The 15,915-nt window shown below is 70.1% G+C and carries 14 protein-coding genes and 2 tRNA genes; 6 read left to right on the top strand and 10 right to left on the bottom strand.

Annotation, left to right across the window (positions count from 1 at the left end; translation table 11 throughout):
• Window positions 1-78 precede the first annotated feature (78 nt).
• The 3 genes from ACFVHK_RS03450 to ACFVHK_RS03440 are packed head-to-tail and all read left to right on the top strand — an operon-like array spanning window position 79 to window position 2,434.
• Window positions 79-840, top strand: coding sequence for a glucosamine-6-phosphate deaminase (locus tag ACFVHK_RS03450; protein ID WP_376927593.1), 762 nt, complete (start codon window positions 79-81; stop codon window positions 838-840).
• Window positions 837-1,745 carry an N-acetylglucosamine kinase gene (locus ACFVHK_RS03445; protein ID WP_376927592.1) on the top strand — a complete coding sequence of 303 codons (909 nt, stop codon included), beginning with the start codon at window positions 837-839 and terminating at the stop codon, window positions 1,743-1,745. Before ACFVHK_RS03450 ends, ACFVHK_RS03445 begins: the two co-directional genes overlap by 4 nt.
• Window positions 1,742-2,434, top strand: a complete 693-nt coding sequence (locus ACFVHK_RS03440; RefSeq protein ID WP_376927591.1) for an N-acetylmannosamine-6-phosphate 2-epimerase — start codon at window positions 1,742-1,744, stop codon at window positions 2,432-2,434. Before ACFVHK_RS03445 ends, ACFVHK_RS03440 begins: the two co-directional genes overlap by 4 nt.
• Before the next feature lie 602 nt (window positions 2,435-3,036).
• Here ACFVHK_RS03440 and ACFVHK_RS03435 read toward each other — a convergent pair.
• From ACFVHK_RS03435 to serS, 7 genes are all read right to left on the bottom strand, one after another.
• A complete protein-coding gene (locus ACFVHK_RS03435; protein WP_376927660.1) occupies window positions 3,037-3,771 on the bottom strand; it encodes a PfkB family carbohydrate kinase in 735 nt (244 codons plus the stop codon).
• A gap of 440 nt (window positions 3,772-4,211) precedes the next feature.
• Window positions 4,212-4,300 (bottom strand) — tRNA-Ser (locus ACFVHK_RS03430).
• Window positions 4,301-4,402: 102 nt separating this feature from the next.
• Window positions 4,403-5,704 (bottom strand): LCP family protein, encoded by a 1,302-nt coding sequence (locus ACFVHK_RS03425; RefSeq protein WP_376927590.1) that lies wholly within the window; start codon window positions 5,702-5,704, stop codon window positions 4,403-4,405.
• Window positions 5,705-5,749: 45 nt separating this feature from the next.
• Window positions 5,750-5,834: transfer RNA gene (locus ACFVHK_RS03420), tRNA-Ser, on the bottom strand.
• 141 nt (window positions 5,835-5,975) lie between these two features.
• Window positions 5,976-7,358 (bottom strand): LCP family protein, encoded by a 1,383-nt coding sequence (locus tag ACFVHK_RS03415; protein WP_376927589.1) that lies wholly within the window; start codon window positions 7,356-7,358, stop codon window positions 5,976-5,978.
• A 125-nt stretch (window positions 7,359-7,483) separates the two neighbouring features.
• Complete coding sequence (locus ACFVHK_RS03410) at window positions 7,484-8,296, bottom strand: HAD family hydrolase (protein WP_376927588.1); 813 nt, start codon at window positions 8,294-8,296, stop codon at window positions 7,484-7,486.
• Window positions 8,293-9,561, bottom strand: a complete 1,269-nt coding sequence (gene serS / locus ACFVHK_RS03405; RefSeq protein WP_376927587.1) for a serine--tRNA ligase — start codon at window positions 9,559-9,561, stop codon at window positions 8,293-8,295. The genes ACFVHK_RS03410 and serS overlap by 4 nt, the downstream gene beginning before the upstream one ends.
• Before the next feature lie 93 nt (window positions 9,562-9,654).
• Here serS and ACFVHK_RS03400 point away from each other — a divergent pair, with 93 nt between their 5' ends.
• The gene (locus ACFVHK_RS03400) at window positions 9,655-10,902 is read left to right on the top strand and encodes a diacylglycerol/lipid kinase family protein (protein WP_376927586.1); all 1,248 of its coding nucleotides are present in this window, start codon (window positions 9,655-9,657) and stop codon (window positions 10,900-10,902) included.
• Between the two features lie 4 nt (window positions 10,903-10,906).
• Here ACFVHK_RS03400 and ACFVHK_RS03395 read toward each other — a convergent pair whose 3' ends face one another.
• The 3 genes from ACFVHK_RS03395 to pheA are packed head-to-tail and all read right to left on the bottom strand — an operon-like array spanning window position 10,907 to window position 12,827.
• Window positions 10,907-11,203, bottom strand: coding sequence for a hypothetical protein (locus ACFVHK_RS03395; RefSeq protein WP_376927585.1), 297 nt, complete (start codon window positions 11,201-11,203; stop codon window positions 10,907-10,909).
• Window positions 11,200-11,862 (bottom strand): hypothetical protein, encoded by a 663-nt coding sequence (locus ACFVHK_RS03390; protein ID WP_376927584.1) that lies wholly within the window; start codon window positions 11,860-11,862, stop codon window positions 11,200-11,202. The genes ACFVHK_RS03395 and ACFVHK_RS03390 overlap by 4 nt, the downstream gene beginning before the upstream one ends.
• 5 nt (window positions 11,863-11,867) lie before the next feature.
• A complete protein-coding gene (pheA, locus tag ACFVHK_RS03385) occupies window positions 11,868-12,827 on the bottom strand; it encodes a prephenate dehydratase (protein WP_129235892.1) in 960 nt (319 codons plus the stop codon).
• 85 nt (window positions 12,828-12,912) lie between these two features.
• Here pheA and ACFVHK_RS03380 point away from each other — a divergent pair, with 85 nt between their 5' ends.
• Both ACFVHK_RS03380 and pgm read left to right on the top strand, forming a co-directional pair.
• Window positions 12,913-14,199 carry a DUF445 domain-containing protein gene (locus ACFVHK_RS03380; RefSeq protein WP_376927583.1) on the top strand — a complete coding sequence of 429 codons (1,287 nt, stop codon included), beginning with the start codon at window positions 12,913-12,915 and terminating at the stop codon, window positions 14,197-14,199.
• A gap of 58 nt (window positions 14,200-14,257) precedes the next feature.
• Entirely contained in the window at window positions 14,258-15,889 is a 1,632-nt protein-coding gene (gene pgm / locus ACFVHK_RS03375) for a phosphoglucomutase (alpha-D-glucose-1,6-bisphosphate-dependent) (protein WP_376927582.1), read from the top strand.
• Window positions 15,890-15,915 lie beyond the last annotated feature (26 nt).

Below are 15,915 nucleotides of genomic sequence, written 5' to 3'. Positions count from 1 at the left end.
CACACCACAGTCCCGACACCAAGACCGGTGTAGGGGCGGCAGTCGACCGAACAATCGTCGACAGGATTGGGGCATGAATTGGCCGTCGCGCTGAGCCATCGCAAGACCGTCTCGAACGTGTACTCGGACGCCCAGGCGGCTGCGGTCGCCGCGGCCGACATGATCGAGGCGCGCCTCGAAGCTGGAACCCTTCATACGTTTGGCGTCGCCACCGGGTCGTCTCCGAGCCCTGTCTACCGAGAACTCAGCCGCCGCGCTCTCTCCTTCTCGGACGTCACGGTCTTCGCCTTGGACGAGTACCTTGGGCTCGTTCCGGAGCATCCTCAGAGTTACCGCGCCGTAATTGAGCGAGAGGTGATAGTCCCGCTCGCCGTGTCCCCACATCAGGTGCACCTCCCCGACGGAGCCGACCCGGCAGGGTACGACCAGATGATCGCGGATCACGGTGGGATTGACCTTCAGGTTCTCGGTATCGGGCGCAACGGTCATGTCGGCTTCAATGAACCTGGATCACCGTTCGACTCGCGCACCCGTATTGTCGACCTGGACGATTCAACCCGGGCGGCGAATGCACGCTTCTTCCCATCCATCGATGACGTGCCCCGGTGGGCCGTGACTCAGGGAATCGCAACGATCCTCGCAGCGCACAGCCTGCTCGTGGTCGCTTCGGGTGGGGAAAAGGCGCACGCGGTTTCCGCTGCGCTCGACGGGCCCCGCACAGAACGGCTCCCCGCAAGTGTGCTCCGTGATCACCGCGACGTGACCTGGATCCTCGACCGCGACGCCGCCGCGATGCTGCGGGGAAGCGCGAACAAGTCGACTGCCGAGGGTACGACGTGAGTTCGGTGCTGTCCGTGGACATCGGCCAGACCGGATCCCGATTCTCCCTCTCCGACGGTGATACGACCCACTCACCGATTGGGGTCAGGGCGCTCACCGACGCACGGCAGGTCCAGACTCTCGCCGCCCGGATCGCGCAGCAAGTACCACCCGGAATCGAGGTGTCGAGTGTTGGGATCGGCCTATCCGGTTACGTCGACTACTCAGCTGCGCCGGCAGCGCTGGCCGCCGCTGTGCGCAAGCGCCTCCGCGCACAGTCCGTCGCCGTAGCAGCAGACGCCGTCACCGCCTTCCTTGGCACCGTCGGCCCGCGAGCGGGAACAGTCGCGATCTGTGGGACCGGTGTCGCCGCGCTCGGTGTCGGAAACTCCGGTTCCGCACGGAGGGCCGACGCGCGCGGATATCTGCTCGGCGATTACGGCAGCGGATTCTGGCTTGGACAGCGCGGCTTGCAGGCAGCACTCGACGCTATCGAAGGACGGGGCGAACCGACCCTGCTCGCAAGGGCGTCGATCCGCCTAGGCACACCGCAGGACATCTATCACGACGCGATGGCCTCAGTCCCGCCTCCGAAGTATGTTGCCGGCTTCGCACCCGACGTGATCACGGCAGCTACCGAAGGAGATGCTGTCGCCCGCCGCATTCTTGACGCCGGCGCCGATCACCTCGCACGCACCATACACATCGCCCAGGTCGTAGATAGTCCAGTCGGGCTAACCGGCGGTCTCACGCGATCGCACACGTACGTCGAGGCTGTACGGCGCGCGCTAGGTCGGCTGGGAATCGAACCAGCGGAGCTCGTCGTGCAATCAGACGCTGGCCTCGCCGGTGCGCGCATCCTGGCCGAGAACTCCGCCATCCGCCCTGCGTTCGCCGGGTTCATAGCAGTAAGGGAATCAGAATGATCGAACTTGAGACGCTCCGCGGGGGCCTCATCGTCTCGTGCCAAGCCCCTGATGGATCTCCACTGCGCGACCCCGGAATCATCGCCGCGATCGCCGAAGCCGCGACCATGGCTGGAGCTGCGGCGGTCCGCATCAACAGCGTCTCGCATGTTGCCGCGGTACGGGAAAGAGTGCGCGTTCCGATCATCGGCATCGAGAAGAAGACGATCAACGACGCCCAGTGGATCACACCCACGGTTGACCACGCCCGCGCCCTTGTCGACGCCGGCGCAGACATCGTCGCCCTGGACGCGACCCGCCGACCACGCCCAGGAACCCCGCGCGTGGAGGACCTCCTGCGCGGGATACGAGACCTCGGCATCCCTGTCATGGCCGATATCGACAACCTCGAAGCCGGGATCTACGCGCGAGAGCTCGGCGCAGAACTCGTCGGAACCACTCTTTCCGGGTACACCTCCCACCCACAGAACCGCACAGGAGACCCAGACATCCCCCTTGTTCGCGCACTCGCCGAGGCGTCGGTCCCTGTCGTCGCGGAAGGTCGCTTCAAGTCACCGGCCGAGGTCGCAGCTGCCTTCGCTGCGGGAGCATTCGCCGTCGTCGTAGGCACTTCCATCACGGAACCGATGGCGCTTACCCGGCGATTCCTCACCGCTCAGCCAACGCTCACGAAGGGAGTCGCAGAATGACTCGCGCGCACGCCGCAGTCGTTGTCGGTCGCCGGGCCGATGTCCATGGCTGCGGGTCGTAGATCGCGACCCAATAGCAGCCATTTCAGCTTCGAAACCTCGGCGCCGCAACGGACGCTCGCCTTGCCAATCGCCAGAGTCATCCACGAGGCGCAACCGATCAGGGGCCGTTCCCAGGTCACGGAGTCGGCGGCCGCGAGGACCCGACCCGCGCCGAGTCTGAAGTCCGGCGCATCCGCCCGTCGAGCACGTGCAAGAGCGAACCCCTCGCGGTGGCGCGGCGATAGCCTGCGCACGCCACTTTCGGCATCCGGGTACGTAGAGGGCTGGGTGGTGATGAACGGGCAATCACGTCTATGGCGGCCGGAAGGAGGAAACGTGGAGAGAAGCGCAACTCTCGACTCAACGGGCGGTCTTGGTCCTGCCGGTTCCCCGCCGGGGTAGGCGGCTGGCGGGGAACCGGCTCGCGCCGTCGCCGACGTTGAAGGCGGCGGTCCGGCGGTCCTTCCGAGCGCTGACCTGGTCCGCAGGATGCGCGCTCGCAAATAGCTGACGTCGGATGGTGACCGGCAACTGGTCCAGGTTCCAGGCCGGCGCAGCGCTCAGACCAGGAGCGACGCTTGATCGTCGAAGGGGCCGTCGATGTACTCACTGATCGCGCGCAGTTCGGAGCGCCATGCCGGGTTCATGCCCTTCCGAGCCACTGTGATGGCCGCGGCGTCGACGCAACGCCTGAGGACCGCGGTCAGTTGCTTCGGGTTGATGCTCGCGACATCCGCGAGACCGCCAGACTGAAGGTCTTGCCGGTCGCCAAGGGATGCCAGGAGGGTCGCCATGAATGTGTCGCCCGCCCCCACCGTGTCGACAACGGTCGTCGGCGTTCCGGCGATGTGGACGGTGTAGTCACGCGTAAAGGCCAACGCACCTTCAGAGCCGAGCGTGATGACCACCAGCTTCGCGCCCCCAGCGAGCCAGGCTGCTGGCGCGTTGTCGAACGGTTCGCCTGGCCGTAGCCATCTCAGGTCCTCATCACTGAGCTTGACGATGTCGGCGAGTGCCGCCAATTCTTCTATTCGCTCCCGGGTTTCGTCGGGGTTCGTGACCAACATGGGGCGGATGTTGGGATCGAACGTAATCGTGGCACGACCTCCCGTCTTCCGGACCAAGGCGCGCACGGCGTCGGCGCCGGGCGTGAGCCATGCGCCGGCGGACCCTATGTGAAGCACGTCGGCGGAGCTTGGGATTGGTTGAGCGGTGGTGGTCCAGTCAAAGTCGAAGTCGTAGGATGCCGCGCCGCTCTCGAAGGGTTCAGGGGCGAGCTCAGCGAGGAGGCCGATCGCTCGCGAGGAGCCCGACCACGCCGCATCCGTCGACGACCGTGCAGGTCAACGCGCCGCTGGAGCAGTCCGCTCGCGATCGCGACGTCGCCTCGTCGCCTCGTCGCCTCAATATGTAAGGGCGCGGCCCATGCGGGTCCTTCCCAGGTCCGTTGTCGCTGCCGGAGTCACCACCCAGCTCCTCGACGGAGGTACTGCGCCGATCTCATCGGCGAGTCGCGGGCGAAGCGCGACGATCAGCAGCCCGATAGGTCACGAAGCTAGCGCGTTGCAGAGTGGGAGGGCACTTCACTTGTGTCCAGCGAGATCCACGCGCGATCGCTTGACTGTCACACAGCCGTAAGTGCGCGAGTCCCCCGTCGCCGCGAACGTGGCCAGAATGTGTCCAACCCGTGCGATTCGAGCAGCCGAAAACATCGGCTGATCAGGTCTTCATCGAGCGGAGACGGCGGGATTTGAACCCGCGGTCCCCTTACGGGGACTCCACCTTAGCAGGGTGGTGCACTCGACCGGACTATGCGACGTCTCCTCGTGAACGCCCGAAGGCGAACGCGACTGCCATCATAACCGGCATCCCGCCGAAAACACGATTCGACCGGTGCGGATGCCGCGGCACTCCCCGCGCGCAGGGCTACTGGTCGGCGAGCGTGCGGCCGGCCGAGCAGCGGGTCTCGGCGGCGGTCTGACCCGTGACGTCGCTCGGCAGCGCCTGCTGCGTCGGCTCGGGGGCCGTCGTCTCGGTCGGAGCTTCCGTCTCGGTCGGCACCTCCGCCGTGGGTTCCTCCGTCACCGGAGCGGCGTTCGGGTCGGCGACCGATGCGAACGAGTTCTCGTCGAGGGCGTTCGGATCGAGCGTCATGGGGAGGTCCTGCTGCAGGGCGAGGTTCACCGCCTCGGCCGAATCGGTCGGGATCACCGCGCCGAAGTCCGCCTCGTACGCCGTCGGGTACTGCACGAATGCGATCTTCGAGAGGTCGACGTCCTTCGCGGCCATGGCGATCGACACCATCATGGTGGGGTCGACGAGCGTCGACGAGAGCTGCATGTTCTGCAGCGCGGCCTTGGCGATCGAGTAGAGCTTGAGCGGGTCTCCGAGCGTACCCCCGGACTGGAGCTTCCGGGCCAGCGCCGACATGAAGACCTGCTGGTTCGAGATGCGTCCGAGGTCGGACCCGTCGCCGACCCCGTAGCGCGTGCGGAGGAATTGGAGGGCCTCCAGTCCCTTCAGTTCGTGCGTGCCCGCGTCAAGGTAGAGATCGGTGTGCACATCCTCGATGGGCTCGGCGACACAGACCTCGACGCCGCCCACCGCCTCGGAGATGGCCGCCGCGCCCATGAACTGGACGACGCCGGCGAACGGGATCGCCGAGACGCCGGTCAGGTTCTCGACGGTCTTCACCACGCACGGCATGCCGCCGTACTCGAGAACGGTGTTGATCTTGACGTCGTACTGCTCCCAGAGTTCCTCGTTCGTGTCGGGGTCGGTGCAGCCGGCGGGGACGTCGACGAGCATGTCACGCGGGAAGCTCACGACCTCGACGTGGGAGTGGTCCTCCGAGATGTGCAGGAGCAGGTTGACGTCGTTCAGCACGGCGGTCTCCTGATCGGGATCGCCGAATCCGTCGCCCTGGCCGGCGCGGCTGTCGCTTCCGATGATCAGCAGGTTCACGCCTCCGTCGATGGCTCCGACGTTCGGCACTCCCTCGAGCGACGACTCGTTCCCGAGCGAGACGGTCGGCTTCGCCGTCGCCGCGAGGTCGAACGCGGCGTACGCCGCGACCGCGCTGCCGGAGGCGAGGACGACCGCCAGAGCGGAGGCCGCGACCTTGGTGACGGTCGCCCAGGCGCCGTTCGAGCGCAGCCGACCGTGACGGACGATCGCAGGTGACGCATCATCGCGTCGCGCTGGGGTGCGCGGCTCGTGATCGCTCACTCCGATGATCTCCTTCTGTCGTGCCTTCGTGCCTTCGTACCGGTGCGGAGGGCGTGGGATTCGAACCCACGAGGCATTGCTGCCCACTGGTTTTCAAGACCAGCTCCATCGGCCGCTCGGACAGCCCTCCTTGCCGCGTCGCGGTGCAGTCTGGGCGGCACCGCTCGTGCGATCGGGGCCGATTCTAGCGGACCGGTGCTCCAACGAGCCTCGCAGGCGATTCTGTGCGACTCCTGAAGCGACGCTGACCGCGGGCGCTCCATCCGCCGATTCAACCGGGATTCGCGGTGGTGCAGCGAACGTCCTGTGCGGTCTGCCCGGTCACGTCGGACGGCAGCAGTTCCCCTGTGGGCGGTGGAGCGGTCGGTGCCGCCGTGCCGTTCTCGGGCGGCGGTGCGGCGGCATCCGTGGGTTCGGCACTCGGCTCGACCCCCTCGGCGGTGCCGAACGACGCGTTGCCGGTCGCCGCCGGGTCGAAGGCGACGGCCACGTCACTCTGGAGCGCCTCGGCGATGACTCCAGCCGACGCCGACGGCACGACCGCCGAGAGGTCGCTCGTGTACACCGTCGGGTACTGGATGAAGGCGATCTTGGACAGGTCGACGTCCTGAAGCGTGCGCGCGATCGAGACGAGCCGCCAGGCGTCCTGCAGGCCGGACGAGAGCGTCATGTTCTTCAGCACCGCCTGCGCGATCGAGTAGAGCTTGAGCGGATCCCCCAACGTGCCGTCGGCCTGCAGGGTCCGTGACAGCGACGCCAGGAACGTCTGCTGCGCCGAGATCCGCGCGAGATCACTGCCGTCGCCCACCGCGTGCCGGGTGCGGAGGAACGCGAGCGCCGTGGCTCCTGTGATCTCGTGGCGTCCGGCGTTCAACCGCAGCCCCGAGTACGGGTCGTCGATCGGATCGATGAGGCAGACCTCGACTCCTCCGACCGCCTCCGCGAGCGCCGCGACGCCCTTGAACTCGATGATCCCGCCGACCGGGATCGTCACTCCGACGAGCTGCTCGATCGTGCGGCCCACGCACGAGAGCCCGCCGTAGGCGAGCACCGTGTTGAGCTTCACGCCGTACACCTCGTACAGCGTCGCCGACGGGTCGTTCGGGTCCTGACAGGCCGGCACGTCCACGAGCATGTCGCGGGGGAAGCTCACGACCTCGACGTGCGAGTGGTCCTCGGCGATGTGGAGCAGCATCGTCACGTCGTTCAGGATGGCGGAGTCGAGCAGCGGGTCGCCGAACGAGCCGTCGGCCGGTCGCTTGTCGCTCCCCACGAGCAGGAAGTTCAGGCCGCCCTCCATGGCGCCGATATCGGGGACGCTCTCGAGGACCCGCTCACTCTCGAACCGGACCGTGGGCTTCGCCGCGACCGGGGCGACGAGGTCCGTCACGGCGTACGACACGATTCCCCAGGACGCGACGAGCAGCACGGCGAGCGTGGTGCCCACTGCCTTCACGATCGCCCGCCCGGCGCTGCGTCGCGGGAGTCTGCCGTGGTGCGCAGGCGGCACGGCCGCGTCGGTGAGCACGGGCGGAAGCCGCGGTCGGGGCGGAGCCGGCGGGGGGATCACGTCCGCCAGGGGGGCGTGCTGGTCCGACACGCCGTCGGCATCCGTCGGTGTGTCGTCATGCGGTGCGTCGACCAGATCGCTCACGCGTGCCCCCGATGGCGATCCTAACCACGTCGGTCCGGGTCAGGGCGGGAACAACGCCATGCGGGTCGAGACCGGATGACGTTCCGCGCCCCCTGGGCCGTCACGGGTCCGGCGGCCCGCGGGACTCAGGGCAGCGAGTCGAGCACGGGCGCCAGGCCCGCCTCCTCGATCCGGCCGGCGCGCTCGTGTGCGGCCGCGACGACCTCGGCCGGCGCCTGGCCCATCGCGACGGCACGGCCAGCGGCACCCGCCCAGTGGAACATCTCGATGTCGTTGCGACCGTCGCCGACCGCGATCACGCGACGCAGCGGCACCCCGAGCCATCCGCGGACCCGCTCCAGCGCGGTGGCCTTGTTCACGCCGTCGGGAGCGATGTCGAGCCATGCGGTCCACCCGATGGCGTAGCTGACGTGGTGCAGGCCCATCCGCTCGACCAGGCCGAAGAACTCGTCGAGGTCGTGATCGACCGAGGTCGCGACGACGCGGGTCGCCGGCTGGCCGAGCAGCCCCTCGAACTCGACCTCACGGGCCCGTTCGAGGTTCCAGTCGGACATGCCGCGCGTGAACAGTCGGTACCCGTCGGCGAGTTCGACGAGGAATCGCCCGTCGGGCAGTTCGTCGCGGATGCGCAGCAGCACGTCGGACGGGTCGAACGTCTCGACGTGCGCCTGGACCCACCCGTCGGGCGACGACGGATCGCGGCGCATCGTGATCGCGCCGTTCGCGGTCACGACGTACTCGGGTTCCAGACCCAGGTGCTCGAGCACCGGCCGAGTCGTCGACCAGGAGCGCCCGGTGGCGAGGGTCACGAGATGCCCGCGGTCGACGGCGGACCCCACGGCGTCGACGACCGCGGGGTCGATCGACTCGTCCTCGTGCATGATGGTGCCGTCGACGTCGAGGGCGACGAACCAGCGCTCGTCGGTGACGGCGGTCATCGCTCGACGGGGCGGAGCACCTCGAGGCCGCCGAGCCAGCTGCGAAGTCCCTCGGGCACCACCACCGAACCGTCGGACTGCTGGTGGGTCTCGAGGATCGCGACGATCCACCGAGTCGTGGCGAGCGTGCCGTTCAGCGTCGCGACCGGCGCCGTCCTCCCGCTCTCGGTGCGGTGGCGGATGTCGAGGCGACGCGCCTGGAACGTGGTGCAGTTCGACGTCGACGTGAGCTCGCGGAACGCCTGCTGGGTCGGCACCCACGCCTCGACGTCGAACTTCCGGGCTGCACTCGAGCCGAGGTCGCCCGCGGCGACGTCGATCACGCGATACGTGAGGCCGAGCGCCTGCAGCATCTCCTCCTGCCAGGCGAGGAGGCGCTCGTGCTCCTCCTCGGCGTCGGCGGGGTCGACGTAGCTGAACATCTCCAGCTTGTCGAACTGGTGCACGCGGATGATGCCGCGCGTGTCCTTGCCGTGGCTGCCCGCCTCGCGCCGGTAGCAGGTCGACCAGCCCGCATAGCGGATCGGACCGTTCGAGAGGTCGAGGATCTCGTCGGCGTGGTACCCGGCGAGCGCGACCTCGCTCGTGCCCGTGAGGTAGAGGTCGTCGGCGGGCAGGTGGTAGACCTCCTCGGCGTGCGCGCCGAGGAAGCCGGTGCCCTGCATGATCTCGGGACGCACGAGCGTCGGCGTGATGAGCGGCGTGAAGCCGTTGCCGACCGCCTTGTCGAGGCCCATGTTCATGATCGCGAGCTGCAGGCGCGCGCCGACGCCCTTCAGGAAGTGGAAGCGGGCGCCCGACACCTTGGCGCCGCGGGCCATGTCGATGCCGTCGAGCAGCTCGCCGATCTCGAGGTGGTCACGCGGCTCGAAGCCGAACGCCGGGATCTCGCCGACCTCGCGGAGGACCTCGAAGTCCTCCTCACCGCCCGCGGGAACCCCCTCGACGACCACGTTGCCGATGCGCTGCACGGCGGTCGTGAAGGCCTCCTCGGCGGCCGAGGCATCCGCGTTCGCCTGCTTGACCTTCGCTGCGAGCTCCTGGGCCTGGGCGACGAGGGCCGCCTTCTCCTCCTTGGGCGCCTTGGCGACCTGCTTGCCGAACGCGTTCTGCTCGGCGCGCAGCGACTCGAACGCCGAGATCGCGGCCCGGCGGGCGGTATCGGCGGCGACGGCATCGTCGACGTAGGCCGGGGATTCGCCGCGCGCCTCCTGCGAGCGCTTGACCAGGTCTGGGTTCTCGCGGAGCAGCACGGGGTCGATCACCCGGCCAAGTGTAGTCGGGGCATCCGTCGGGCCCGTCGGCCGGCCTCGGCGGATCCGCGGGCTGCGCGGGCCCGTATGCCCTAGATTCGACGCATGAGTGGGGGCGAGAGCGAGCACGCGGATGCCGCGGGAGGCGACCGGCGCGTCGCCGTGATCTTCAATCCGGTGAAGCAGGGCATCGAGCAGCTGCGTCCGGTGGTCGAGGACCTGGCGGCGGAGCACGGCTATGCGGCGGCGGAATGGATCGAGACCGCCGAGGACGATCCGGGCACAGGTCAGGCGCGCGAGGCGCGCCGGAGCGGCGTCGACCTGATCATCGCCGCCGGCGGCGACGGCACCGTGCGCGCGGTCGCCGAGGGCCTCGAGGGCGAGCCGATCCCGGTCGGCATCGTCCCGCTCGGGACCGGCAACCTGTTCGCCCGCAACATCGGCATCCCGGTCAACGACATCCCGGGCGCGGCGAAGCTCGCCTTCACGGGGCGCGATCGCGCCGTCGACGTGCTGCGCGCACGGGTCCGGCGCGAGGACGGCTCGACCGAGACCGAGGTCTCGCTCGTCATGAGCGGCATCGGCATCGACGCGGCGATGATCTCCAACACCGACTCCGAGCTGAAGAAGCGGGTCGGGTGGCTGGCGTACGTCGACGCGGGACTCCGCGCCATCCCGAGCTCGGAGCCGTTCCGGATCGCCCATCGCATGGACGACGGCCGGACGCACCGCTCGAAGGTCTCGAGCATCCTCGTCGCGAACCTCGGCTACCTGCCGGGCAACATCGAGCTGATCCCCGACGCCGAGATCGACGACGGCCGGCTCGACGTCGTGCGCCTGCAGCCGCGCAACGTCTGGGAGTGGCTGATGGTGTGGCGGCAGGTCGCCTGGGAGAACCGGGTGCTCCGCAAGTCGGCGCTCGGCCGGCAGCTCATCGACCTCACGGGCGGCAACAAGCGCCGCGAGGTCGTCTACGCGAGCGGTGCGACGGTCGACATCGTGATCGACGGCCAGGCGCAGGAGTTCGAGATCGACGGCGAGGAGATGGGCATGATCACCGCCGCGCGGTTCGCGATCGACCCGAAGGCGCTCGTGGTCCGCGTGCCGGAGAAGGCCGCGCCGCGCGCGGCCGACGGGGCGAAGCAGCGCGCCGACGCCCCGAGCCCCGACCAGCGGAGCGGGGAGCCGGACTCCGAGCTCGACGAGGCCGAGCTCGAGGCGGCCGAGGCCGCCGCGGATGAGGCCAAGGCGACCCAACCCCTCACCGGTGAGCTCTCGACGGCCGACCTGGCCGCGGCGGACGACGCCGCTCCCGACGCGAACACCGAGCCCGGAGCCGCGCAAGAGCGGTAGGCGCTCAACCGGCGTCGTCGCGCGAGCGCGCGATCACCGCGGCGGCGGCGCCCATGGCGATCGGCAGGCCGATCAGGGCTGCGACGAAGGCGGTCGTCGCGGCCGGACTCAGCAGGTACGGCAGCAGCTCGTACAGCTCGAGCATGCCCTCCTCCTCGGGCGTGGGCATGCGGTCGCTCAGCCCGGCCCAGAACCGTTCGGCTTCCGCGCGCCAGGACACGAGCCACCAGATCCCCGCGCCGCCGGCGACGGCGAGCGCGGCCAGCGCGAGGACCGATCGGTCGAGCAGCGAGCGGATCATGGGCGACTCCCGGGCGCGGGGCGTCCGCCGCCGGCGCCGGGGAACGCCCGCCGCAGGCCATCGGCGACGGTCAGCACCACCACGCCCGCCAGGCCCGCCGCGAGCAGGCTCGGCGCGACACTGAGCGCGAGGGTCTCCACCATGATGTCGCCGGCGTCGCGCGTCGCGTAGTACGTGTCGCCGCGCGTCAGACGCCACCAGACGAGGCCCGCTCCGAACACGACCGCCAGGAGCGCCACGGCCCATGCTCCGCCGACGGCCGCACGCATGATGCGCGCCGCATGGCCGTCGGGCACGTGCGGCCGATCGTTCCGCGACGTCGGGTCGGCGGTCGTCGGCGCGGTCCCAGCCGGCTCAGGATCGGCGGCGTCGGGCCGCCCGGTCGTGTCGGGCCCGGTCGTGTCGGGCCCGGTCGTGTCGGGCCCGGTCGTGTCGCGCCCGGCCGGGTCGGGCCCGGTGGTGTCCGGCCCATCCGATGGATCCGGGCGGGACCCCTCCGGCGACCCGTCCGGGGCGGTCGCCGGCGGGGCCGAGGTCGCCTCGACGCTCGGGCCGGGCTCGCCCGGGGCCGAGTCGTCCTCCGACCGCCCTGACCAGCCCCGCTGGTAGCGCGGATCGAATCGCGGATCGAACTCCGGCTCCGTCGCCGGCCCACCCATCGCGCTCAGTCCTCCTCGGGTTCCCCGCTCAGGATGCCGCGCAGCCAGTCGCGCGCCTCGATGAAGATCTCGTCGTCGTACTTCGAGTGGTACTCGACCTCGCGGCGGTCGGCGCGCGGGTAGGAGCCGAGGAAGATCACCTTCGGGCTGAAGCGCCGGAGGCCGAGCAGCGAGTCGAAGACGCGCTCGTCCTCGACGTGTCCGTCGAGGTCGATCACGAACCGGTAGCGGCCCATCTCGTCGCCGATCGGGCGCGACTGCAGCAGCGACATGTTCACGCCGCGGGTCGAGAACTGCTCGAGCATCGCCAGCAGCGAGCCCGGCTCGTCGTCGGGCAGCTCGACGATGACGCTCGTCTTGTCGGCACCCGTGCGCGGCGGCACCGCCCGCGACCGGCTCACGAGCACGAACCGGGTCATCGCGTTCGGGTTGTCGCCGATCGCCTCGGCGAGCACCTCGACGTCGAGGTGGTCGACGATGCCCGGCGGCGCCACCGCGGCGTCGGCGAGGCCGTCGTCGAAGAGGGATGCCGCAGCCTGCACGTTGCTCGTCGACGGCAGGTGGGCGTGGTCGGGGAGCTCGCGCTCGAGCCATCCGCGCGACTGCGCATAGGCCACGGGGTGGGCGTTCACGACGCGGACCTCGTCGAGCCGGGTGCCGGGGCGCGCGACGAGCACGAAGTTCACGGGCACGAGGTACTCGCCCACGATGCGGAGGCCGGCGACCGTCGCGAGCGCGTCCTGCGTGGCGGACACGCCGCCGTCGACCGAGTTCTCGATCGCGATCATCGCCGCCGTCGAGCGGCCCTCGACGACGTCGGCGAGCGCCTCGCCCACGTTGTTGACGCTGCGCCAGTGCTTGCCCTCGGCCTCGGGCACCTGCTTCAGCGCGGCCTCGGTGAACGTGCCGGCCGGCCCCAGGTACGAGTACGTCTCGTCGGGGCGTGGCTGCGCGGCATCCGTCATGCCGCAAGCCTACGGCGCGGGGTCGTCGTGTTTCGGGGAGCCATCGCATCCCGACGGGGCAGAATCGCTTCGAGGGGGTGGGCGCATGACGACGACGGATGCCGCGGCCGCGCGCCGCACGGTTCCGACCGACGAGGAGCGGCGCATCGCGCTGCGGCGCATGAAGCGGATCGCCCTCGGGCTGCTGCTCGTCGCCGCCGCCGTGTTCGCCGTCGCGTTCCCCCTGCAGGAGACCGTGCCGTGGATGGGGTTCGTCCGCGCCGCCGCCGAGGGTGCGATGGTGGGCGCGATCGCCGACTGGTTCGCGGTCACCGCGCTGTTCCGGCACCCGCTCGGGCTGCCCATCCCGCACACGGCGATCATCCCGCGCCGCAAGGACGAGATCGGCGCGACCCTGGGCGCCTTCGTCGAGGACGAGTTCCTCTCCGACGCCGTCGTGCGCGGCAAGCTGGCCTCGATGGGGGTCGCCCGGCGACTCGGCGAGTGGCTGCGCGATCCCGCGAACGCCGAGCGCGTGACCTCGGAGGCATCCGTCGCCGGACGCGGCGTGCTGGGGCTGCTCGGCGACGACGACGTGGCCGGGGTCATCGAGCAGCTCGCGAGGCGGCACCTGCTCGAGCCCGAGTGGGGGCCGGCGATCGGCCGCGTCGGCGCGCGCCTCGTCGCGGCGGACCAGCAGCGCGCGGCGGTCGACGCCGTCCTCGAGCGCGTCGAGACCTGGCTGGTCGCGCACCCCGAGTCGTTCGGGACGATGGTGTCGAGCCGGCTGCCGAAGTGGGTGCCCGGCTTCGTCGGCGGCCTGGTCGACGATCGGGCGTACCGGGAGGTGCTCGCGTTCGCGCGGGCCGTGCGCGACGAGCCGCGGCATCCGCTGCGCCTCGCGATCGACGAGTGGCTCGCGGACGTCGCCGACGACCTGCAGCACGACCCCGCGATGATCGAGCGCGTCGAGCGCCTGAAGCTCGACCTCGTCGAGAGCCCGCGGCTGCGCGAGTTCGCCGGCGAGGTGTGGGACTCGGTCAAGGTCTCGCTCGCCGCGTCGCTCGAGGACCCCGGGAGCGAGCTGCGCGCCGGCCTGCGCTCGGCGCTCGTCGAGGTCGGGGCACGCCTGGCCGCCGACGACGAGCTCGCCGCGAAGGTCGACATGTGGGTGACGGATGCCGCGGCCTATGTGGTCGGCAGGTACCGCCATGAGATCGCGGGCGTGATCACCGAGACCGTCGAGCGGTGGGACCCGACCGAGACGACCGAGAAGATCGAACTGCAGGTCGGTCGCGACCTGCAGTACATCCGGATCAACGGCACGGTGGTGGGTGCGCTCGCCGGCCTCGCGATCCACTCGATCGCGACTGCGATCGGCGCCCTCGCCTGATCTCCGAGCCGGCGGCCGGGGGGTGTCGCGCGAACGCTGCGGGGGGCAGGATGGGGGCATGCACGAGCGAGCAGGAACCCCGGCGACCGAATCCGACCTGATCGACGTGGAGGCCCTGCTGAGGGCCTACTACGACCTGCATCCGGATGTCTCGATCCCCGGGCAACGCGTGGTGTTCGGCACCTCGGGCCACCGCGGCTCCTCGCTGAACACGGCGTTCAACGAGGACCACATCCTCGCGATCACCCAGGCGATCGTCGAGTACCGCGCAAGCCAGGGCATCACGGGGCCGCTCTTCATCGGCGCCGACACGCACGCCCTGAGCGGTCCCGCCCAGACGACCGCGCTCGACGTGCTCGTGGCCAACGGCGTGCGCGTGCTCGCCGACGAGTACGACGACTACGTGCCGACGCCGGCCCTCAGCCACGCGATCCTCAGCTGGAACAACGACCCGGAGCGGCGCGCCGAGGGCGAGGCCGACGGCATCGTGATCACGCCGAGCCACAACCCGCCGCAGGACGGCGGGTTCAAGTACAACCCGCCGCACGGCGGCCCGGCCGACTCCGACGCCACGGGCTGGATCGCGAACCGGGCGAACGAGCTCATCGCCGACGAGCTGCGCGGCGTGAACCAGGCCGAGCCGAGCGCGGTGGAGACCTACGACTTCCGCGGCCGGTACGTCGCTGACCTGGCGAGCATCATCGACTTCGACGCGATCAGGGCGAGCGGCATCCGCATCGGCGCCGACCCGCTCGGCGGGGCGTCGGTCGGCTACTGGGGCGCGATCCGCGACGAGTACGGCATCGACCTCACCGTCGTGAACGAGAAGGTCGACACGCGCTGGGCGTTCATGACCCTCGACTGGGACGGCAAGATCCGGATGGATCCGTCGAGCCCGAACGCCATGGCGTCGGTGCTCGCGAACCGCGAGGGGTACGACATCCTCACCGGCAACGACGCCGACGCCGACCGGCACGGCATCGTCACGCCCGACGGCGGCCTGATGAACCCGAACCACTACCTCGCGGTCGCGATCGAGTACCTGTACACGCACCGGCCCGACTGGCCGGCGGATGCCGCGATCGGCAAGACCCTCGTCTCGAGCTCGATGATCGACCGCGTCGCCGAGTCGCTCGGGCGCCGCCTCTGGGAGGTCCCGGTCGGCTTCAAGTGGTTCGTCCCCGGCCTCATCGACGGCTCGGTGGCGTTCGGCGGCGAGGAGAGCGCCGGCGCGTCGTTCCTCCGCAAGGACGGCACCGTCTGGACGACCGACAAGGACGGCATCCTGCTGTGCCTGCTCGCCTCGGAGATCCGCGCGGTGACCGGCACGAGCCCGTCGCAGCTCTACGCCGAGCTCGTCGAGCGGTTCGGCGACCCGGCGTACGAGCGAACGGATGCCGCGGCATCCGCTGCCCAGAAGTCGGCCCTCGGCAAGCTCGACGGCGACGCCATCACGGCGACCGAGCTCGCGGGCGAGCCGATCACGGCGAAGCTCTCGCACGCACCGGGCAACGGTGCCGCCGTCGGCGGCGTGAAGGTCGCGTCGGAGCACGCGTGGTTCGCGGCCCGGCCGAGCGGCACGGAGGACGTCTACAAGATCTACGCCGAGTCGTTCAGCGGTCCCGAGCACCTCGCCGAGGTGCAGGCCGAGGCGAAGCGGATCGTCGACGCAGCGCTCGGGTCGGCGTAGGCGGGCGGGCCCCCGCGCAAGCGCAC

Origin of the sequence: Agromyces binzhouensis, assembly GCF_042672355.1 — a bacterium.
GTDB classification, from domain to species: domain Bacteria; phylum Actinomycetota; class Actinomycetes; order Actinomycetales; family Microbacteriaceae; genus Agromyces; species Agromyces binzhouensis.
The sequence above is the reverse complement of the archived record's forward strand: the minus strand, read 5'-3'. Positions and strand labels throughout refer to the sequence as shown.

What these genes read in the sequence shown, in the direction of transcription:
- ACFVHK_RS03440 (WP_376927591.1), top strand. Translation starts at nt 1,742, where the DNA reads ATGATCGAACTTGAGACGCTCCGCGGGGGCCTCATCGTCTCGTGCCAA.
- ACFVHK_RS03410 (WP_376927588.1), bottom strand. Translation starts at nt 8,296, where the DNA reads ATGACCGCCGTCACCGACGAGCGCTGGTTCGTCGCCCTCGACGTCGAC.
- ACFVHK_RS03400 (WP_376927586.1), top strand. Translation starts at nt 9,655, where the DNA reads ATGAGTGGGGGCGAGAGCGAGCACGCGGATGCCGCGGGAGGCGACCGG.
- ACFVHK_RS03395 (WP_376927585.1), bottom strand. Translation starts at nt 11,203, where the DNA reads ATGATCCGCTCGCTGCTCGACCGATCGGTCCTCGCGCTGGCCGCGCTC.
- ACFVHK_RS03390 (WP_376927584.1), bottom strand. Translation starts at nt 11,862, where the DNA reads ATGGGTGGGCCGGCGACGGAGCCGGAGTTCGATCCGCGATTCGATCCG.
- pheA (WP_129235892.1), bottom strand. Translation starts at nt 12,827, where the DNA reads ATGACGGATGCCGCGCAGCCACGCCCCGACGAGACGTACTCGTACCTG.
- ACFVHK_RS03380 (WP_376927583.1), top strand. Translation starts at nt 12,913, where the DNA reads ATGACGACGACGGATGCCGCGGCCGCGCGCCGCACGGTTCCGACCGAC.
- pgm (WP_376927582.1), top strand. Translation starts at nt 14,258, where the DNA reads ATGCACGAGCGAGCAGGAACCCCGGCGACCGAATCCGACCTGATCGAC.